The sequence below is a fragment of the Anaerofustis sp. LCP19S3_F7 genome, assembly GCF_052119445.1.
GTDB classification, from domain to species: domain Bacteria; phylum Bacillota; class Clostridia; order Eubacteriales; family Anaerofustaceae; genus Anaerofustis; species Anaerofustis butyriciformans.
Genome location: NZ_JBQKFF010000007.1, coordinates 39,433 through 60,377 on the forward strand (window position 1 = coordinate 39,433; position 20,945 = coordinate 60,377).

Consider the following 20,945-nt stretch of genomic DNA (forward strand, 5'->3'; position numbering starts at 1 on the left):
CTGAAAACTTAATACTTTTCAAAATATTTAGAATATTTATTGAAAAGTATTTTTTTTTAGTGTAATATTGTATATAGTATATAATTTAGGAGGACATTTTTATGGAATCGATTTTGCTCGATAGAATAAGAAAGTTAAATGAGATATTAAAACTTACGGCCGTAGAAGTAGTATCTTTTGAAGAATTAACAAATGAGTTGAGTAAAATTTTGAAGGTAAATGTATACATATCAGAAAATGACGGAACAATTCTTGCTTATTCAACAAGTGACAGATTTAAATGTGATTTGACTTATTATCCTAATGAAGAAGCACATTTTCCTCAAAATTTCACAGAAAAATTACTTTCTTATACAGACACAGTAGAAAATATATATGAAGAAAGTCCGATTTGTACTTTTGGAAGTCAAGGACCTTGTGTTTATAAAGACAGATATATGACCATCGTACCTATAAATGGTCTAGGCGAAAGAATAGGTACATTGTTATTTAGTAAATATGGCGGAAAATTTGATGACGATGAAATTATATTATGTGAATATTCTGCTGCCATAGTTGTTATGGAACTTTTAAGATATATTCAAGATCAAAGAAAGAAAAATACCGCAGATATAGCTGCAGCAAAAATGGCTCTTTCAACTTTATCATATTCTGAAGTTGAAGCCGTAAAGATGATTTTTAAAGAAGTTAAAAATGAAGGAGTCGTTGTTGCAAGTAAAATTGCCACAGAAGCTCAAATTACAAGATCTGTTGTTTCAAATGCACTTAGAAAGCTTGAAAGTGCAGGCATCATAGAAACAAGATCTCTTGGTATGAAAGGAACGTATATAAAAATAGTTAATCAAGAATTAAGAGCTCAATTAAATAAATAAAAAGACACTCTTTTGAGTGTCTTTTTTATATGTTATTTATATATTTTGTTGTTATATTATAAATTTCATCTTCATCATTTGCATTAAGTAGATTTTCCATAGCTTCTTGATTTTGTGTCATATTAATAATACTTGACAATAGAGGGATTTGTTTTTTACCATCTGTAAATACAAGACCAAAAATATATTTTACATTTACTGTTTTATCATTTGATGCCATTTCTTTAAATTCGATATCATTTTTTAGTTTTAAAATAATTATACATGGTTTTATTACATGTTCTGGATCTGTATGAGGAATTGCTATTGACCATGGATGTATAGTTAAACCTGTTGGGCTTATTTCTTCTCTTTTAAGTAAGGCGTTTGTGTATGTGTCTTTTACATAATTTTTTTTGTATAGAAGTTCTCCTAATGTTTTAAGTGCATCCTTATAATCATTAACTTCAACGTTTAAGTAAATATTTTCGTGACTAATCATTTTAAATTATGTACTCCTTTTCGTGTTTTTATATAATTTATAATAAATGCTATTATTTTTAATTCAAATTATTGTTTTCCGTTTTTTAAGGAAAATAATAAAATATATTCTTTTTTTGTTTTTCTAATTGCATAAGAATTAATAATATATTGGCAAATAAGTTATTTTTTTTTCTAATTTTAATAATTTCATATATATATTTAAAGTTTCCTATGTTGAATGGAAGAATTATGTTTGTTTCTTTTTTTTCTTAAAAATATAATAGCCATAACAACATTATGGAGGTTATATATGAAAGCAGCAGTATTAAACGGAGTCGAAGATTTAAAAATAATGGAATTAGAAACTCCAAAAGCTAATGACGGTGAAATTATAATGAAAGTAAAAAGTGCACTGACTTGTGGAACCGATGTAAAAACTTTTAGAAGAGGTTATCCAAACTTGGCATTTGGACATAATGAAGTAGCATTTGGACATGAAGGAAGCGGTATTGTATATGAAGTTGGAAAAGGCGTAAGCGATTTTAAGATAGGAGATAGGATTGCGTCACATAATACAGCACCTTGTCATTCTTGCTATTCATGCAGAGTTGGAGATTATAGTATGTGTGACGATTTGAAGTTAATGAAAGGTACATGGGCAGAATATGTAAGAATTTCTGCTGAAATCGTAAAAGAAAATGTGTTTAAGATACCTGATAATATGTCGCATAAACAAGCCGCATTGTTAGAACCTCTTTCTTGCGCAGTATATGGAGTGGATTTGTCTGATATAAAACTTGGTGATTTAGTCGTTGTAAACGGATGTGGACCGATAGGACTTATGATGCTTAAATGTGCAAAATTAAAAGGTGCTACTGTTATTGCTTGTGATTTTACTGATTTAAGACTTGAAACAGCTAAAAAACTCGGAGCTGACATGGTGGTGGATTTAAAGGAAGTTGATGATCAAGTTGAGGCTGTAAGAGAATTAACTCCTTATTCAAGAGGTGTTGATGTTGCAATAGAAGCGACTGGAGTTCCTGAAGTATGGAAAAAAAATATGCTAATGGCCAGAAAAGGCGGAATGGTTATGGAGTTTGGAGGGTGTAAACCAGGTACAACCATAACAGTAGATACAAAATTACTTCATTATTCTCAGCTTACAATTAAGGGGGGTTATTATACCACACCTAAACATGTAGGAATGGTTTTTGAACTTATTAAAAGAGGAGAATTTCCTGAAGATTTAATGATAAACAAAAGCTTTAAACTATATAATGCTTTAGATGCGCTTCTTTCTCATGCTAATGGGGAAGTAATAAAAAATGAAATTATTATAGATTAATTTTAAGACACTTTCTAAAGTGTCTTTTTATGTTTAAAATTTTATTGAAAAAAATAATGAAAAATTACATAAAATAATTGACAAAATTATGAAAATAATATAATATAACTATTAAGTTAGTTTATGCTAACTGGTTACTTCCGTAAAAACAAAGAAAGAGAGAATTATTATGAATTTAAATGAAGCTATTGTAGGAGAAGAATATATTGTAAAAGATATAAATAGTGATGATGATGAATTAAATAGCTTTCTTTTTTCTTTAGGTTGTTATAGTGATGAACCTATAACAGTAGTTTCCAGAAGAAAAGGCGGGAGTGTTGTTTCTATAAAAGATGGGCGTTACAACATTGATAAGGACTTGGCAGATTTGATAATTATATATAATAAATAATAAGCGGTATATCCGCATTATTTTTTAATATAAGGTTAGCTTTTGCTAACAATAAATAATAAATTAAAGAGAGGAATAAAAATGAGAATTGCGTTAGCCGGAAATCCCAACAGTGGGAAAACAACAATGTATAATGCGTTAACCGGAAAGAATGAAAGAGTTGGTAACTGGGCCGGTGTTACCGTAGATAAAAAAATAAGCTCTATCAAAAAGAATTTCTATTCAGGATCAGAAGAAGTTGTTATAGTCGACCTTCCTGGTGCATATTCAATGTCACCATTTACATCAGAAGAAAGCATAACAAGTAGTTATGTAAAAAATGAAAATCCTGATGTTATTATTAACATTGTAGATGCAACAAATTTAAGTCGTAGTTTATTTTTTACTACTCAGCTTTTGGAACTTGGTATCCCTATGGTTGTAGCACTAAATAAAAGCGATTTAAATGAAAAGAAAAAAACAAAGATAGATACTTCTTTATTATCTGAAAAGTTAGGTTGTCCTGTAGTAGAAACAGTATCTATTATGAAAAATGATAATGGATTAAATGATGTTGTTGAAAAAGCAGTTTCTTTAAAAGGTATAAGTCAAGTTGCACCTTATCATCAAGGAGATATTGATTTACATAGTAAAAGTGAAGTTGAAACAGCAGATAAAAAACGTTTTGCTTTTGTAAATGATATTGTTAAAGCCGTTGAAACTCGTACTGTACTGACAAAAGAAAAAAATAATCAAGATAAAATAGATGATATATTAACGAATAAATGGCTTGGTATTCCGATCTTTGCCGTTGTAATGTATTTAGTATTTGATATTTCACAAGCAAAATTAGGTCCATTATTGGCTAATATATTAGTAGGTTGGATTGAAGCTTTCAAAGGTTATGTTGAAACATTGGTGGAAGGTGCATCTCCTTTTATTCAATCTTTATTGCTTAATGGTATTATAGATGGTGTTGGTGCTGTTGTAGGATTCCTTCCTCTTGTAATGGTAATGTATTTCTTAATTGCATTACTGGAAGACTGTGGATATATGGCCAGAGTAAGCGTTGTTATGGATCCTATATTTAAAAGAGTAGGGCTTTCTGGGCGTTCTATAATTCCTATGGTTATCGGTACAGGATGTGCAATTCCTGGTATTATGGCTTGTCGTACAATTCGTAACGAAAGAGAACGTAGAGCCACAGCAATGTTAACACCTTTTATGCCTTGTGGTGCTAAACTTCCTGTAATTGCTTTGTTTGCAGGAGTATTCTTTGCAGATGCTTCTTGGGTAGGGACTTTAATGTATTTTGTAGGTATTTTATTTGTTTTCCTTGGAGCTTTGTTGGTTTTAAAAATCACAGGACATAAATATAGAAAATCATTCTTTATTGTTGAACTTCCTGAATATAAAGTGCCAAGTTTAAAAAGAGCAGTACTATCTATGTTATCAAGAGGTAAAGCATATATTATAAAAGCGGGAACAATAATTTTAGTATGTAATGCAGCTGTTCAACTTATGCAAACATTCAACTGGAGTTTACAAGTTGTTCCTGAAGGAATGGAAAGTACATCAATACTTGCTACGATTGCATCGCCATTTGCAATATTATTAATTCCTTTAGGTTTCGGTGTATGGCAACTTGCAGCAGCGGCAATAACTGGATTCATTGCAAAAGAAAATGTTGTTGGAACATTAGCTGTTGTATATGGTCTTACAAGCTTTATTGATACTGATGAACTAGCTTTAGTATCAGGTGCAAACGAAGTTGCATTGGCAATGGGGCTTACAAAGGTAGCAGCTCTAGCGTATTTAATGTTTAACTTATTTACTCCTCCATGTTTTGCAGCTATTGGTGCTATGAATTCTGAAATGCAAGATAAAAAATGGCTATGGGGTGGTATCGGACTACAGTTTGCAACAGGATATACAATTGCTTTCTTGGTATATCAATTAGGAACATTGTTTACAACAGGTTCATTAGGCGCAGGTTTTATTCCTGGATTAATTATAGTAGTAGCAATTGTAGCTATTATTGCTACATTAATTAAAAGAACAAATATTAAAATGCAAGAAGTATACAAATTAAATTAATGAATATGGAGATATAGTTATGATAAATATTATTGTTACGGCTGTCATCTTATTAATAATAGGTTTAGCATGTACATATATTATCAAAGAGAAGAAAAAGGGGACAAGATGTATTGGTTGTCCTTCGGCAGGTTCATGTCAAAGTAAAAAATGTTCTTGTCATAATCATGAATAAGAAAATTTATAAAAGGAACGAAAAATTCGTTCCTTTTTTGTGTCTATTAATTAATTTATATATTTTGTATGTAAATATATATAAATAGGAATAATAGTATGTGTACCTTTGTTGACTTTTAAATATATATATATTAGTATTAGTTAATAAAGAAAAAGAGGTTTTAAATGTATAATTTAGGAAAAAACGAATGTAAGAAAATTATATTGTTAATAACTTATGCAATACTGTTTTATTATTTTGTAACAAATTTTAGCAGTGTGTTAGGTGTGTTAAGCACAACTTTAGGTATTTTATCTCCTTTTATAATAGGGTTTGCTTTAGCTTTTATACTAAATAAACCTTTCGTATTCTTTAGGGATAGAATTCTTGGAAAGTTAGAGGATAAAAAGAAGAAAAAAGAAAGACTGGGGCTTAGAGCCGGAATTGCAATATTATTGGTGTATTTATTGGTTATCATATTTTTAGTTTTAATATTTTCTTTTGTTCTTCCACAGCTTGTAAAAAGTATTTCAGGGCTTATAAATTATATTCCTCAATATTCAAAAGAATTATTTAATACAATTGATAATATGGTAGATAAAGTGATAATAAATGAAGCGATGCTAAATACTATTGAGAAAACAAGTGCTTCGATTGCTTCAACTATGAAAACAGTTCTTTCAAATGCTGTACCGGCAATTGTTTCTTTTATTTCAAATTTTGCATCTAACGTTATAAATATTGTTATTGCTGTTATAGTATCTATATATTTATTATTTGATAAAGATCATTTGAAATATCAATATAGAGTTATTGTGAGAGCCTTTTTAAGTGAAAAAAATGCAAATAGAGTATTACGTGTTACAGAACTTACATCTAAAACTTTTTCCGATTTTATAGGAGGACAAATTATAGATGCAATTATAATTGGAGTTTTATGTTCAATAGGACTTGCTGTATTAAAGGTTCCTTATGCTTTATTAATCGGTACTATAGTTGGGTTTACCAATATAATTCCATATTTTGGACCTTGGATAGGTTCGATTCCAAGTGTGTTTATTTTATTTATGGTAAAACCTATGTATGCAATTATATTTATAATATTTGTTGTTATATTGCAGCAAGTCGATGCAAATATTATTTATCCTAATGTTGTAGGAAGCTCAGTTGGTCTTGGAGCGTTATTTGTAACTTTTTCAATTATTGTAGGTGGAGGTTTGTTTGGGCTTGTTGGAATGATTTTAGGAGTTCCTACATTTGCAGTAATATATACGTTAATTAAGGAAAAAGCATATAAAAATTTAAAGAAAAAGAATATTACAAAAGTATAGTAAACCTTGACAAATACAGGTTAAAAGATATAAAATAATATTTTAGAAAAGATAAAGGAGATGCACGATATGTTTACAATGATAAATCCCCCTATAAATGAACTTTTAGATAAAGTAGATAATAAATATGTTCTTGCAATGCTTGTTGCAAAAAGAGCAAGAGAGCTTTATGAAGGAGATGAACAACTTGTTGACGAACATTTTGTAAATCTTATTACAACAGCAGTTGAAGAAGTATATGAAGATAAGATTGGATACTATTTAATTGAAGAAGGAGATAGAAAATATAGAGTACACAAGAGTGTTGATTTAAACGAAATGTTAAACAATTCTTTATAATTAATACAGGACTAACTTATGATAGCAAATGTTTTGATTGATACCTTAGGTGTGGTAGGAGATAAAATATACGATTATAAAATACCAGATAATTTAATAAAAGATATTGAAATAGGCAAGAGGGTTCTTGTCTATTTTGGTAGAGGTAAGAATTTAATTCCTGCTTTGGTTATAGGTATAAATGAAAATAGTGAATATGAAGAAAACAAAATAAAAGACATAGTAGAAGTTTTGGACGAAGAAGTAATTGTTCATCAGTATTTAATTGATTTGATTAAATATATGAGGGACAATTATTTTTGTACCTATATTGATGCATTAAGATGTGTTCTGCCTTCGTTGGAACAAGTGAAAAGAAAAGAAACTTATTCATTAGTTGAAAATGATAAACAAATAGATGAAAAATATGGGTTAATTATAGATTTAATAAAAAAGAGAAACTCTCTTGCAAGTTTCGATTATTTAAAGTCAAAACTTAATTTATCCAAAAGTGAATTAAAAGAAGAAATATCATATTTAGTTAAAAAGGATATTATTTCAAAACAAGTATCATATTATATTCAAGAAGAAAAGAAGCAGGAAGTTGTTTCTTTAAGCGGAAAATTTGAAAATATTGAAGATTATTTGAAAAAAATAAGAGCAAACGCCATAAAGCAAATTAGTGTAATAAAAGCTCTTGAAAAAGGAGAGCTTTATTATGAGAAGTTAACTAAACTTACAGGTGCAAACAGAAGCATTATAACAAAATTATCTGAAATGGAATTAGTTAGTACTTATTTTATAGATAAAGATGATGAATTTGATTTAAGTCTAAAAGAAGAACATAAAGATGTTATTTTAAATGAAGAACAACAAGGAGTATTAGATTCATATTTTAATGAAAAAAATACAAATAAATTTCTTCTCCATGGAGTTACAGGAAGCGGTAAGACAGAAGTATATATAAAAATGTTTAAAGATCAGATAAATAAAGGGAAACAGTGTTTGTTTCTTGTTCCTGAAATTGCCCTTACACCTCAAATGATGAGAAATATATATTATAGATTTAATGGTGAAGTTGCAATTATGCATTCAAAACTTTCAATGTCAAAAAGGATTAAAGAGTGGGACAGGGTACGAAGCGGGAAAGCAAAAATTGTTTTAGGGGCAAGAAGTGCGTTGTTTATGCCTTTTAAAGATCTTGGTCTTATGGTTATCGATGAAGAACATGAAAATACTTATAAGTCATCTCAAACTCCAAGATACGATACAATAGATCTTGCAAATTTTATTTCTGATAAAACAGGTGCAAAACTTGTTCTTGGAAGTGCTACTCCAAGCATAGAAAGTTACTATAAGGCTTTTAGAGGAGAATATAGACTTCTTGAGATGAAGAAAAGAGCTAACGGAAAAGATTTTCCTAAAGTTCATATTGTAGATATGACTGATGAAATGAGAAACGGAAATAGATCTCCAATCAGCCGTTTGTTGAAAAAGGAAATAGAATTAAGATTGAAAAAAGGAGAACAAAGTATTCTTTTTATGAATAGACGTGGATTTTCTACATATGTATTTTGTAGAAAATGCGGGTACATAGAGCAGTGTCCAAACTGTGATGTGTCACTTACCTATCATGCAAATACAAATTCTTTAAAATGTCATTATTGTGGATATGAAAAAAGTTCTCCAAATATTTGCCCTGAATGTGGAAGTGATAAAATAAAAAGAGCGGGGACAGGAACACAAAAAATAGAGTCTAATGTAAGAAATATGTTTCCGGATGCAAAAATTTTAAGAATGGATTTTGATACAACCAGAAAAGCAGGAAGCATGGAAAAAATACTTTCTGATTTTAGAAATAATAAGGCGGATATATTGATAGGAACGCAAATGGTTGTTAAAGGTCATGATTTTGCAAATGTGACTTTGGTTGGTATACTTCTTGCAGATACCGCACTTAATTTCCCTGATATAAATTCACCTCAAAGGACATTTCAGCTTTGCACTCAAGCCTCAGGAAGAGCAGGAAGAGCAAGTAAAGAGGGAAGCGTAGTAATGCAGACTTATTCTCCTAAGAATAAAACATTGGTATATTCTTCAATGCACGATTATAAAAAATTCTATGCATATGATATTGATTATAGAAAAAAGATGAATTACCCTCCTTTTTCTGAAATTCTAGGAATATTCATTGCAAATGAGTCGGAAGCAAAAAGTAATGAAGATATAAATTTCGTATATAATAAAATAAAAGAACTTTTAAAAGAAAAACAAAGAGAAGACGTAAAGCTTTATCAGCCTATGGAAGCTTTTATACATAAATTAAAAAATAAATATATTATGCATATACTTTTAAGGTATAATGTAGATGATGAAATAAAAAAAGATATTAGAAAAATTTTTAGTGAAGTAAATAAGGAAATATCTTCAACAATATTTGCTGAGATAAATCCTGTTACTTTGTTATAGGAGGAATATATGGCACTTAGAACAATAAGAACAAAAGAAGATGAAATTTTAAGAAAGAAAAGTAAAGAAGTAAAAAAAATTACGCCAAGAACTCTTGAACTTATAGATGATATGCTTGAAACAATGTATGATGCAGAAGGTGTTGGTCTTGCTGCTGTTCAAGTAGGGGTTCTTAGAAGAGTTGTAGTTATAGATATTGGGGATGGTCCTGTTATACTTATAAATCCTGAAATTATAGATAAAAGCGAAAAAGAATACCTTGAAGTTGAAGGATGTCTAAGTGTTCCGGGAGAACAAGGTTTTGTATTTAGACCAGAAGAAGTTACCGTTAAAGCTTTAGATAGAGACGGAAAAGAACAAATTATTGAAAGTAAAGAAAGATTTTTCTCTAAAGCAATTTGTCATGAACTTGAGCATTTAGATGGAATATTATATACAGATCATCTTGTTGAACCAAATGAAGAACAAATGAAAGAAATTATAAGACAAAGAAAAATTGAGCAAGAGGACGAAGAATAATGAGAGTAGTATATATGGGAACTCCTGAGGTTGCTGTTAAACCTTTGGAAAAACTTATTGAAAGTAATCATGAAGTATTACTTACAGTTACACAACCTGATAAGAAAAATTCAAGAAGAGGAAATAAGGTTATATTTTCTCCTGTTAAACAATGTGCTATTGATAACAATATAGAAGTATTTCAACCTCAGAGAGTAAGTGATGAAGAAAATTATGAGTATATAAAATCATTTAATCCTGATGTTATTGTTGTTTGTGCTTATGGACAAATTGTAAAGAAAAACATACTTACACTAGCAAAATATGGAGCAATAAATATTCATGCATCCCTACTTCCTCATTTAAGAGGAGCAGCTCCTCTTCATAGAGCAATTATGCAAGGGGATAAAGTAACAGGTGTTACAATTATGCAAATGGATGAAGGTCTTGATACAGGAGATATGCTTTTAAAAGGTGAAATAGAAATTGATGATAAAATGAATGTAGGAATTTTACATGATAAAGTAGCTTTGCTTGGAAGTGAACTTATAGTTGAAGCTTTGGATAAAATAGAAAAAGGCGAAATTAATCCTGAAAAACAAGATGACAGTAAATCTAGTTATGCAAATAAAATTTTAAAAGAAGATTGTCACATAAATTTTGATAATAATGTAGAAGATATATATAATATGATAAGAGGATTAAATCCTTTCCCTCTTTCATATGTAAACTTAGATGAGAAAAACATTAAAATATATGAAAGTATCATTAAAAAAGAAGAAATAAACGAAAAATGTGGTACAATTCTCTCATATAGTAAAAAGGATAAAGCGATTTTGGTTGCTGCAAAAGATGGTATTGTCGGTATTAAAGAACTTAAAATGCAAGGTAAAAAGAAAATGGATGCAGCAAGTTTTTATAACGGCAACAGAGATATCATAGGCAAGATTTTTGAATAAAATAAAAAGGAGATAAATATATGTTTTATAGTTATTATTATGGAGGATATTTTATAATTTTACTTCCTGCTATTATTCTTTCACTTTATGCGAGCATAAAAGTAAATTCAACTTTTAGCAAATATGCAAAAGTTCGTAATAGCAGTGGACTTACAGGATATGACTGTGCAAGAAGAATTCTTGATATGAATGGTTTAAGTTATATTCCTATTGAAAGAGTTTCAGGAAGTTTAACTGACCATTATGATCCTGGTAAAAAGGTTTTAAGATTATCTGATAGTGTATATGATGCAGATACAATATCAGCAATAAGTGTTGCTGCTCATGAATGTGGTCATGCAATTCAACATCAACAAGAGTATGCACCTTTAAGTATTAGAAATGCTATATTTCCTGTTGTTAATATAGCTTCATATGCTTCATGGATATTTATTGTACTTGGAATAGTACTTAGTTCATTCTCATTTCTTGTTCCATTTGGTATAGCTTTGTTTGCAGCAACTGTTGCATTCCAACTAATTACATTACCGGTTGAATTTGATGCAAGTAACAGAGCTGTAAAAATATTATCTCAAACAGGAATGGTATATGGTGGAGAAGCTAAGGCTGCAAAAAACGTTTTAAGTGCTGCTGCTCTTACTTATGTAGCTGCTGCGTTATCTGCAGTTTTACAACTTCTTAGATTAGTTTTAATTTTTGGTGATAACAGATAAAAATAAAATAAAGGAAATAAAAATTTATGGCGAAGAACATTAAAATCTCACCTTCAAGGGTGAGTGCGTATAAAGTATTAAATGAAGTATTTTTAACGGGTGCATTTAGTAATATTTCTCTTACAAAGCATTTAAGAGCAATAAATATTGAAGCTGACAGGAGACTTTGCACAAATATAGTTCATGGAGTAATAAAGAAATTTAACAAACTTGAATATATTTTGTCAAAGCTTTCAAAAATGCCCGTAAATGAACTTGATGAAAGAGTTAAAATAAGCATTTATATAGGTTTATATCAAATAGTATACCTTGATAAAATCCCGGAATATGCACTTGTAAATGATAGCGTTAATTTAGTTAAAATGTTCGTAGGGAAAAAAGCTTCTGGGTTTGTAAACGGGGTTTTGAGAAATGCTTTAAGGAAAAAATATGAATTAAAAGAAATAACTTTTAGTGATTATTATGATATAATGAATTATGAATATGGATTTAAAAGAGCTTTGGTTGAAAAGCTCTTATTGTCATATAATAAAGAAGAACTTCTTGAATATGCAAAATTTTCTATGTTACCTCCAAGTTTATCTCTTAGAGTAAATAATTTAAAAACAACAAGAGACGAACTTATTGAAAGATTTAATATGAAAGGTTTTGAAACAAGAAAATCTTTTGTTCCTGAAGGGGTTGAAATTACATCTTCTCTTAATGTGACATTGACGGAAGAATATAGAAAAGGACTTTTTTCTATTCAAGATAGTGCAGGAATGCTTGTTTCATATGCACTAGATGCAAAAGAAGGTATGAGTGTTCTTGATATGTGTTCTGCTCCTGGCGGTAAAAGTATGCATACGGCAGAAAAAATGAACAATAAAGGAAGTATTATATCTTGTGATATATATAAAAAGAAACTTGAAATAATGGATTTTAGAGCAAAACAGCTTGGTATAGACATAATAAAAGTAAGAAAACAAGACGGAACAAAATTCTGTGAAGATTATGTTGATGGTTTTGATAGAATAATCTGTGATGTGCCATGTTCAGGTCTTGGGGTAATTAGAAGAAAACCGGAAATTTTAAAATATTATTCAAATGAAAAAATAGATGAATTAAAAAATATACAATATTCAATTTTATCAAATGCGGTAAAATATTTGAAAAAAGACGGGATTTTAGTTTATTCGACTTGTACTATAAATAAAGAAGAAAATGAAGATATATTAAATAAAGTTTTATCGGAAAATAAAAACTTGGTTTTAGATTCAATAAATCTGCCTTTTGAGTTTGAATATGATAAGGAAATGGCAGAAAAAGGAATATTAAACGTACGAGGAGATGAAAATAATACAGATAGTTTCTTTATTTCAAAAATAAAAAGAATATAGATGTTTGAGGATATGATGGAAAATTTATTTGGACTAACGTTAGAAGACTTAGAAAAGATAGTCATAGATGAATTTAAGGAACCCAAATTTAGGGCTAAACAAATTTTTAAATGGCTTTATTCTTCTTATGTGAAAAATATCGATGAAATGACAAATTTATCCTTAAGTTTAAGAGATAAGTTAAAAAGTAAATATTATATTTCTCATTTACAACTTGAAAAGAAATTTGTTGAAAAAGGAAGTAATACGACAAAATTTTTATTAAAAACCGAAGATGATATTTTAATTGAAAGTGTACTTTTAACTTATGAGGCAGGTTCAACTCTTTGTGTTTCCACTCAGGCAGGTTGCAGAATGGGATGTGTTTTTTGTGAGTCAGGTAAATGCGGATTACTTAGGAATCTTACAAAAGGTGAGATTTTAAATGAAATTTATCTTGTAAACGAGATTGAAGATATAAAGGTATCAAATATTGTTTTGATGGGAAGCGGAGAACCTCTCGATAATTATGATGAGGTTATTGGTTTTTTAAAACTTGTAATGGATAAAGATACACTTAACATGTCAAAAAGGAGTATTACGTTATCTACTTGTGGTTTAAAAGATAAAATTTATCTTTTAGCAGATAGTGGGTTAGATATTAATCTTGCCTTATCTCTTCATGCTCCTTTTCATGAAATGAGAGAGAGTATGATGCCTGTGGAAAGAGCAAATAACATAGATGATGTTTTACAGGCAACATTCTATTATAGATTTAAAACGGGAAGAAGAATAACATATGAATATTGCCTAATAGAGGGTAAAAATGATACAATAGAATGTATTGAAAAACTTTATGAATTATTTAAAGATACTGATGGACTTATAAACGTAATCGGAGTAAATGATAATTCTCAAAAAAAGGTAGATGATAAATACATTCATGTATTTGTAAATAAACTTAGAAAAAAAGGAATAAACGTTACGCTTAGAAGAAGACTTGGAAGTAGTATAAATGCTGCTTGCGGACAGCTTAGAAGCAGATACTTAAATAAAGAGGTACAAAGATGAAATTAGTTGGAACCAGCGATGTAGGTATGCTTAGAGAAATTAATCAAGACAGTTTCTTAATGCTTGAAAATAAAGAAAAAGAAATAATTGCATTTGGTGTTGCTGACGGTCTTGGCGGACATAATGCCGGAGAACTTGCAAGTGCTCTTTGCATGGATATTTTAAGGGAGTATTTTAATATATCCAATAAATTTTATGAAGAAATGAAGAAGGAAGTAAAGGGCATTATTGAATATGCAAATAAAAGAATCTTAGATTTTGCGAATGAAAACAAAGAGGCTGCAGGAATGGGAACTACCCTTACTTTATGTATATATCATGAGGGAGAATGTTTTATAGTTCATATAGGAGATTCAAGATGCTATAAAATAAACAAAGATGAAATAAAACAAATTACGGTTGATCATTCTTTGGTTTCACATATGGTTGCAAGTGGGGAAATAACAAAAGAAGAAGCAGAACATCATCCAAATAGAAATATAATTACAAATGCTCTTGGTACACAAGAAGAATTTTTTATTGATACTTATATTGAAAAAGTAAAAAAAGGTGATATTATTCTTATTTGTTCCGACGGACTAAGTGAACATGTTGAAAATGAAGAAATAAAAGAAATAGTAAATAATAATGATTTAGATACAGCAAAACATTTGCTTATAGATAAAGCAAATGAAAATGGCGGAAGTGACAATATAACTGTAGTATTGTTTGACGGAGGATTAGAATAATGATGATCGGAAGAGTTTTAAACGACAGATATGAAATAGTTCAATTTGTCGGACAAGGGGGAATGGCTAAGGTTTACTTAGGCTTTGATAAAGTTTTAAACAGAGATGTAGCCATAAAGGTTCTTCAAGAGGAATTTACGGATAACGAACAATTCCTTAATAAATTTAAAAGAGAAGCTCAGGCTGCAGGAAAATTATCTCATCCTCATATCGTAAATATTTACGATACAGGTATTGATAATAATATTTATTATATTGTTATGGAATATGTGGATGGGGGTACTTTAAAAGACTATATTAACGCAAAAGGAAAACTTAGTTATAGAGAAAGTATCAACTACGCATTGGCTATTGCATCAGCACTTAGCCAGGCACATAAAAATAACATCATTCATAGAGATGTTAAACCTCAAAATATTTTACTAACCAGAGCAAAAAGACTTCCAAAGGTTGCTGATTTTGGTATAGCACGTGCCATAACATCATCTACAATGACAATGGTAGATGAAACAATGGGAAGTGTTCATTATCTTTCTCCTGAACAGGCAAGAGGAGGATATCTTGATGCAAGATCAGACTTATATTCTCTTGGAATTTTATTATATGAAATGGTAACGGGTAAATTACCTTTTGATTCTGATTCTCCTGTTGCTGTTGCTTTAATGCAAATCCAAGAAGATATTGTTCCACTTAGAGATATAGATCCTGACGCTCCAAAAGGTCTTGAGGTTATTATTCAAAACCTTACTGCTAAATCTCCAAATGATAGATATCAAGATGCAGCAAGTCTTATAGAAGATTTGAAAAAGGTAAGAAGTGATTTCAATGCTCACATAAACAGAATAGGTATGGATGATACATCTCCTACAGAAAGAATTCCTATTATTAGAGATGAAGAAATAGAGCAAGTTCCTAAAAGGGTTCCTCTTGAAAATACTGATGACTATGATAAATTAAGAGAAGATGAAGTAGAAAAAGATAAAAAAGATAAGAAAAAGAAAAAGGATAAAGAAGGAAAAGCAAATTGGTTTAAAAAACTTCCTTTAAAAATGAAAATTCTTACAGGAGTTTTAGCTGTTATGCTTATTGCTGGTATAGTATTTGCAGGGACTAGGATTTTCGCAAAGGAAATTACAGTTCCTAGTGTTGTAAATATGACACAAGCTCAGGCTATTGCAACCCTTGAAAAAGCAGGGTTAAAAGTAGATACTCCAAAAATGCAAAGTTCTACGGAAGTTGAAGCTGGTATGGTTATTTCTCAGTCTCCTACTGCAAATACTGTAATAAAATCTTATCAAAAAGTTACTATTGTAGTTTCAAGTGGACCAAAAGATGTTGAAATTCCTAATGTTGTAGGTATGCAGCAAGAAGAAGCAGAAGCTGCCATTACTGCCCTTGAACTTGAAGTCAAAGTTGTAAGTAAATATAATGATGATGTTGAAAAAGGTGAAGTTTATAAACAAGAACCAGCTGCAAAAGAAAGCATAAAGCAAGGCGAAACCGTTACTATTTATGTTAGTAAAGGTGTAAGTAAAGTTACAATGGAAGATTTAAGTGGTTTATCTTTAAGTGAAGCTAAAAGTAAAATCACATCTCTTGGTTTAGTTGTTGGGGATATAGAATATGATACAAGTGGAAAATATGGAAAAGATGTAGTAATCAGTTCTTCACCAAGTCAATATGAAGAAGTAACAAAAGGTTCAAGTGTTGATCTTGTTGTAAGTAAAGGTTTAATTCAAACTAAAACAATGGCAATAGATATCGGTGAATTCTGTAATAGTACAGGTAAAAAAGTTAAGGTTGATATTGTTTATGTAGATCCAGATGGAAATACATCAACAGCTTACAGCGGAACAGTAAAAGATACTGATATTATAAGGGTAACTTTTAAAGGATATGGAGTTGGATATTTTAAAGTATATATTAACGGAAGCGAAAAAGGTAATGGAGGAATAGTTACTTTCTAATATGCTAAAAGGAAAAATTTTAAAAGGAGTAGGCAGTTTTTATACTGTCTACTCTTATAACGATAATAAGGAATATACACTTAAAGCCAGAGGGGTATTTAGAAAACAAAAAATAACTCCGGTTGTTGGAGATGAAGTTTTGTTTTCTGCAATAAATACTGAAGATGGAAGTATCGAAAAAATAGAAAAAAGAAAAAATGAACTTATTAGACCTAGTATTTCAAATGTAGACAATATTATTATTGTGTGCGCATTGAAACAACCTGATATAAGCTTTTTTTTATTGGATAAAATGCTTATTAATGCTTATAACGAAAATGTTGATATATATATTTGCTTCAATAAATGTGATCTTTGTACAAAAGAAGAAATAGAAGAAATAAAAAATATATATAAAAATTCAGGTTTTAATTTAATATTTACAAGTAATATTACAAAGGAAGGCATAGAGGAAATTAAACCGATACTTAAAAATAAAACTACTGTTTTTATGGGAGTATCGGGAGCAGGTAAATCTTCTATGATTAATTCCTTATATGATAATTATAAACTTGAAACATCACATGTCAGCAGGAAAATAAAAAGAGGGAGACATACAACAAGACATAGTGAACTTTTCATGGAAAATGAAAATACATTTGTTGCGGATACTCCCGGATTTTCATCTCTTGAAGTTTTTGATGTAAAAAAGGAAGATTTATATCATTATTATAATGAGTTTATTGAATATATAGATTGTAAATTTCCTAATTGTGTTCATATAAACGAACCTGTGTGTGGCGTTAAGGATGCAGTTAAAGATGGAAAAATCAATATTACAAGATATAATACATATAAACAAATTTTTGAAGAAATTAAATCAAAGGAAAATAAATATTAATGAAATTTTTAATGGTCAGCGGCGGAGAAGTCAGCGATTATAATTTTTTGAAAAATGAAATAGATAAGTTTGTACCTGATTATATAGTTGCAATAGATAAAGGTGCAAATCATCTTAATAATATAGGTGTTGATGCCGATATTTTAATAGGTGATCTTGATAGTATAGATGTTAATTTAAAAGAAAAATATAAAGATAAAATTTTAAAACTTCCAGTTGAAAAAGATGATACCGATACGGCTGTTGCTCTTGATTATGCTATGAGTAATGGAGCAAAAGAAGTTAAAATATATGCATCGGTTGGTTCTAGATTTGATCATACATATGCTAATGTCTTATTATTAAAAAGAGCTCTTGACAATAATATAAAATGTACTTTAATAAATGAACAAAATAAGATTAGTTTGCATAATAAAAGTTTTAGTATAAAAGAAATGGTTGGAAGTACAGCTTCATTTTTTGCATTTGATAAACCTGTTACAATAACTTTAAATGGATTTTATTATCCTTTGGATAAATATCTTATGAAAAAATATGATCCTTTGGGAGTAAGTAACAAGGTAATAAGTAATAATGCAGAAGTTATATTTGAAGAAGGAGAGCTTCTTAGTATTATTGCAAGTGATAAATAAGGGATAAAATAAAAAAAATATATAAAAATGTATAAAAAATATACAAATAAGTTTGCATTTAGTTAAAATCTTTGATATAATACTATGTACTGTGAATAAGTAAGAAATTATGTTTTAGATATAGGAGGAAGAAGTTATGCCTAAAGAATGTTATGTATGCGGTAAAAAGATTACAAGCGGTAACCAAGTAAGTCACTCAAACATTCATACAAAAAGAACTTGGAAACCTAACTTAAAAAAAGTAAGAATCGTAGAAGATAATACAACAAAAAATGTACAAGTTTGTACAAGATGTTTACGTTCAGGTAAAGTAGAAAGAGCGTAAGTTTAATTTAATATACGATAAATAAAGATAGTTTTTAACTATCTTTTTTTATTACCTTCCTATATTATGAAAATTATCTTTGAACATATTGAAAAAACAATAAATTACACCTGCAATTATTAATGCATACCAAATCCATTTAGGGAAAACTAAAATAAGTAAAATAAATATGATACAGGCAAGAAGACAATCGATAACTAATCTGTCGTTGTGGCAATTCATTTTTACTCCTCCTTTGTTTATACTATATAGTATTAAAGGATTTAAAAATATGTGAATAATTAAATAAAAAAAGCCCTGGTGTAAGGGCTTATAATTTTTAATAGTTGTTTTCTATTTCTTTTATTTTGTCATATAGATAGTCGTTAAGAGGTGTTTCTATATTATGTTTTTTACCTAATTTTTTTATAGTTCCAGCAAAAAGCTCGACTTCTGTTTTTCTTTTTGCTTTTGTATCTTGACGAAGGGATGGTGCATTGTCTGGGCTTAATGTATCCATTAAAGCCATCCAATCATTTATTTCTTTATCTGTAAGTTCTATTCCTTCCGCTTTTGCGACTTTTTGAACTTCTTTCATAACATTTATAACCATTTTTCTTGGTTTGCCTTGTTTTTGAATTCCTCCGTATGTTGTTTCATATACTGCAACTACTTGGTTTACCGCATCGTTTAACATAAGTTTGCTCCAAAGGTTATGTAAAATGTTATCAGGTATTTTGTATGGAAGATTTGAATTTATAAACAGTTCCTTTACTTTTTTTACATCTTCTGTTATTATATTGTCCTTGTTTCCATAGCATATTGTTCCAACTTTTGAAAAAGAAACATTGTTATTTTCTTTTTGAGCGTCCATTCCGTGTACTTCGCAGTATAAAAGATGTTTTTCTCCGTAATGTTCTTTTATAATATTTTCACTTTCTATTCCATTCATTACAGATAAGAAAATGGTATCATCTTTAACAAAATTTTTAACGGATTTTATGGATTCATCCATTCCGGTAAATTTAACTGCGAATATTATAAGATCCGCTTTTTGCTCATTTTCTTTATCACATACAAAGTTAAAATTATATTTTTCTCCATTAATAATATAATCCATATTCTTATATTTTTTTACCCTGTCTTCATCAGCGATAAAATATACTTCATCTTTAAGATAATCTTGTAAATATGATGCATACATTAACCCTAAAGCACCTGCACCTATTATAAATACATTTTTTATTTGCATATAATTCACTCCTTATCTTTTATATTTTATCATAAAAGATGGATTTGTCTAAGATATATTAAAACTTTACAAGGTATAAAAACACAGGTATAATTAAATTAATTTAAAGTGACGGAGAAAATATGAAAAAAAGAAATTTTAAAAAGAATTTACCATACATTATACCCATATGTATTTTAGTATTATTTGTTGTATTTAAGCTTTTTACAATGGATATTTCCTTTGGAGAAATAAAATGTAATTTAAGTGATAATCCGAATATTGTAAGTTTATTAAAGGAAGCAAAAAGCAAAGAAAAAACGCTTCAAATAAATGGAGCAATAGGGGATACTTCTTACTGTTATGAATATGAAAGCAGTGATATTACAGGGTATGAAAACAGCGACTTAAATTTAAAAAGTTTTGATGAATACAATAATAATTTAAAAGAAACTTTGGGATGTGAAAATATTGTATCATTTGAATACAGTGAAAATATAAAATTAAACGGAACTCCTAAGTTAGTATTTTATAATTTAAAAGAAGGCAATTATTATTTATTTGAAATAAGAGAAGGTAATATTTATTATCTGAGCGATACATTTACAAATAAAAATGAAGTTTCTTTTGATGTGTCTAATACTTCTTACGTTTATGTTTTGGCAAGTGGAGTAGATGATGATATTATTTCAAAATCAAAAAATGATAAACTTGAAGTGAAAACTTCTTCAGACGAAGAAAAGACAAAACTTATTGCTGCAACACAGAAAAAAGGCGAAGAAGAAAAGAATCAAAATAAGAAAGCATATTACTTTAATTTGACCATTGAATGTAAGGAAGCAGTAGAAAATATTGATTCAATAAAAGAAGAAAAAAGAAAGTATATTCCATCAAACGGATATATATTTGGACCTAAAAAGGTTGTTTTTTATGAAGGAGAAAATCTCTATGAAGTTCTTTTTAGAGAGTTAAAAAAAGCAGGAATTCCTTTTGATGCAAGCGGGTATAGTGAGTATTCTACGGCATATGTAAAGGGAATAAATAATCTATATGAATTTGACCTTGGGGCATCTTCAGGTTGGGTTTATTATGTAAATGGTAAGCAGCCTAATTATGGTTGTTCTGATTATATTCTAAAAAGCGGTGATGAGGTCGTTTGGAAATATATTAAAGGAAGGTAAAA

Annotated in this window: 22 protein-coding genes; 19 read left to right on the forward strand and 3 right to left on the reverse strand. The window is 29.1% G+C overall.

Annotated elements, in window-relative coordinates; translation table 11 throughout:
• Window positions 1-101: 101 nt before the first annotated feature.
• Entirely contained in the window at window positions 102-872 is a 771-nt protein-coding gene (codY, locus tag ACTQYZ_RS07755; RefSeq protein WP_441416342.1) for a GTP-sensing pleiotropic transcriptional regulator CodY, read from the forward strand.
• A 25-nt stretch (window positions 873-897) separates the two neighbouring features.
• Here the strand turns inward: codY and ACTQYZ_RS07760 are convergent, their stop codons facing one another.
• Window positions 898-1,353, reverse strand: a complete 456-nt coding sequence (locus ACTQYZ_RS07760) for a PTS sugar transporter subunit IIA (protein WP_441416343.1) — start codon at window positions 1,351-1,353, stop codon at window positions 898-900.
• 291 nt (window positions 1,354-1,644) lie between these two features.
• Here ACTQYZ_RS07760 and ACTQYZ_RS07765 point away from each other — a divergent pair, with 291 nt between their 5' ends.
• The 17 genes from ACTQYZ_RS07765 to rpmB all read left to right on the forward strand — a co-directional run bounded on the left by ACTQYZ_RS07765 (window position 1,645) and on the right by rpmB (window position 18,552).
• The gene (locus ACTQYZ_RS07765; RefSeq protein WP_441416344.1) at window positions 1,645-2,679 is read left to right on the forward strand and encodes a zinc-binding dehydrogenase; all 1,035 of its coding nucleotides are present in this window, start codon (window positions 1,645-1,647) and stop codon (window positions 2,677-2,679) included.
• 169 nt (window positions 2,680-2,848) lie between these two features.
• Window positions 2,849-3,070, forward strand: a complete 222-nt coding sequence (locus tag ACTQYZ_RS07770; protein ID WP_441022392.1) for a FeoA family protein — start codon at window positions 2,849-2,851, stop codon at window positions 3,068-3,070.
• An 81-nt stretch (window positions 3,071-3,151) separates the two neighbouring features.
• Window positions 3,152-5,146 carry a ferrous iron transport protein B gene (gene feoB, locus ACTQYZ_RS07775; RefSeq protein WP_441022390.1) on the forward strand — a complete coding sequence of 665 codons (1,995 nt, stop codon included), beginning with the start codon at window positions 3,152-3,154 and terminating at the stop codon, window positions 5,144-5,146.
• A gap of 19 nt (window positions 5,147-5,165) precedes the next feature.
• A complete protein-coding gene (locus ACTQYZ_RS07780; RefSeq protein ID WP_441022388.1) occupies window positions 5,166-5,321 on the forward strand; it encodes a FeoB-associated Cys-rich membrane protein in 156 nt (51 codons plus the stop codon).
• Window positions 5,322-5,488: 167 nt separating this feature from the next.
• Window positions 5,489-6,634, forward strand: coding sequence for an AI-2E family transporter (locus ACTQYZ_RS07785; protein ID WP_441022386.1), 1,146 nt, complete (start codon window positions 5,489-5,491; stop codon window positions 6,632-6,634).
• A gap of 69 nt (window positions 6,635-6,703) precedes the next feature.
• Complete coding sequence (gene rpoZ / locus ACTQYZ_RS07790) at window positions 6,704-6,973, forward strand: DNA-directed RNA polymerase subunit omega (RefSeq protein WP_243112222.1); 270 nt, start codon at window positions 6,704-6,706, stop codon at window positions 6,971-6,973.
• A gap of 18 nt (window positions 6,974-6,991) precedes the next feature.
• Window positions 6,992-9,421 carry a replication restart helicase PriA gene (gene priA / locus ACTQYZ_RS07795; protein ID WP_441416345.1) on the forward strand — a complete coding sequence of 810 codons (2,430 nt, stop codon included), beginning with the start codon at window positions 6,992-6,994 and terminating at the stop codon, window positions 9,419-9,421.
• Window positions 9,422-9,430: 9 nt separating this feature from the next.
• Window positions 9,431-9,940 (forward strand): peptide deformylase, encoded by a 510-nt coding sequence (def, locus tag ACTQYZ_RS07800; protein WP_441022381.1) that lies wholly within the window; start codon window positions 9,431-9,433, stop codon window positions 9,938-9,940.
• Window positions 9,940-10,878 carry a methionyl-tRNA formyltransferase gene (gene fmt, locus ACTQYZ_RS07805; protein ID WP_441416346.1) on the forward strand — a complete coding sequence of 313 codons (939 nt, stop codon included), beginning with the start codon at window positions 9,940-9,942 and terminating at the stop codon, window positions 10,876-10,878. Before def ends, fmt begins: the two co-directional genes overlap by 1 nt.
• Before the next feature lie 20 nt (window positions 10,879-10,898).
• Window positions 10,899-11,591 (forward strand): zinc metallopeptidase, encoded by a 693-nt coding sequence (locus tag ACTQYZ_RS07810; protein WP_441022377.1) that lies wholly within the window; start codon window positions 10,899-10,901, stop codon window positions 11,589-11,591.
• A 26-nt stretch (window positions 11,592-11,617) separates the two neighbouring features.
• A complete protein-coding gene (gene rsmB, locus ACTQYZ_RS07815) occupies window positions 11,618-12,970 on the forward strand; it encodes a 16S rRNA (cytosine(967)-C(5))-methyltransferase RsmB (RefSeq protein WP_441416347.1) in 1,353 nt (450 codons plus the stop codon).
• 15 nt (window positions 12,971-12,985) lie between these two features.
• Complete coding sequence (rlmN, locus tag ACTQYZ_RS07820) at window positions 12,986-14,020, forward strand: 23S rRNA (adenine(2503)-C(2))-methyltransferase RlmN (RefSeq protein ID WP_441416348.1); 1,035 nt, start codon at window positions 12,986-12,988, stop codon at window positions 14,018-14,020.
• Window positions 14,017-14,748, forward strand: coding sequence for a Stp1/IreP family PP2C-type Ser/Thr phosphatase (locus ACTQYZ_RS07825; protein WP_441022371.1), 732 nt, complete (start codon window positions 14,017-14,019; stop codon window positions 14,746-14,748). The genes rlmN and ACTQYZ_RS07825 overlap by 4 nt, the downstream gene beginning before the upstream one ends.
• Complete coding sequence (pknB, locus tag ACTQYZ_RS07830; protein ID WP_441416349.1) at window positions 14,748-16,715, forward strand: Stk1 family PASTA domain-containing Ser/Thr kinase; 1,968 nt, start codon at window positions 14,748-14,750, stop codon at window positions 16,713-16,715. Before ACTQYZ_RS07825 ends, pknB begins: the two co-directional genes overlap by 1 nt.
• A 1-nt stretch (window position 16,716) precedes the next feature.
• Entirely contained in the window at window positions 16,717-17,595 is an 879-nt protein-coding gene (gene rsgA / locus ACTQYZ_RS07835) for a ribosome small subunit-dependent GTPase A (RefSeq protein ID WP_441022367.1), read from the forward strand.
• Window positions 17,595-18,227 carry a thiamine diphosphokinase gene (locus ACTQYZ_RS07840; protein ID WP_441022365.1) on the forward strand — a complete coding sequence of 211 codons (633 nt, stop codon included), beginning with the start codon at window positions 17,595-17,597 and terminating at the stop codon, window positions 18,225-18,227. Before rsgA ends, ACTQYZ_RS07840 begins: the two co-directional genes overlap by 1 nt.
• A gap of 136 nt (window positions 18,228-18,363) precedes the next feature.
• Window positions 18,364-18,552, forward strand: a complete 189-nt coding sequence (gene rpmB, locus ACTQYZ_RS07845; protein WP_138268876.1) for a 50S ribosomal protein L28 — start codon at window positions 18,364-18,366, stop codon at window positions 18,550-18,552.
• A gap of 51 nt (window positions 18,553-18,603) precedes the next feature.
• Here the strand turns inward: rpmB and ACTQYZ_RS07850 are convergent, their stop codons facing one another.
• On the reverse strand, window positions 18,604-18,774 hold the full coding sequence (locus ACTQYZ_RS07850) for a hypothetical protein (RefSeq protein ID WP_441022363.1): 171 nt from the start codon (window positions 18,772-18,774) through the stop codon (window positions 18,604-18,606).
• A 97-nt stretch (window positions 18,775-18,871) separates the two neighbouring features.
• Window positions 18,872-19,783, reverse strand: coding sequence for a ketopantoate reductase family protein (locus ACTQYZ_RS07855; protein WP_441416350.1), 912 nt, complete (start codon window positions 19,781-19,783; stop codon window positions 18,872-18,874).
• A gap of 122 nt (window positions 19,784-19,905) precedes the next feature.
• Here ACTQYZ_RS07855 and ACTQYZ_RS07860 point away from each other — a divergent pair, with 122 nt between their 5' ends.
• Window positions 19,906-20,943, forward strand: a complete 1,038-nt coding sequence (locus ACTQYZ_RS07860; RefSeq protein ID WP_441416351.1) for a DUF4430 domain-containing protein — start codon at window positions 19,906-19,908, stop codon at window positions 20,941-20,943.
• The last annotated feature ends 2 nt before the right edge of the window (window positions 20,944-20,945 follow it).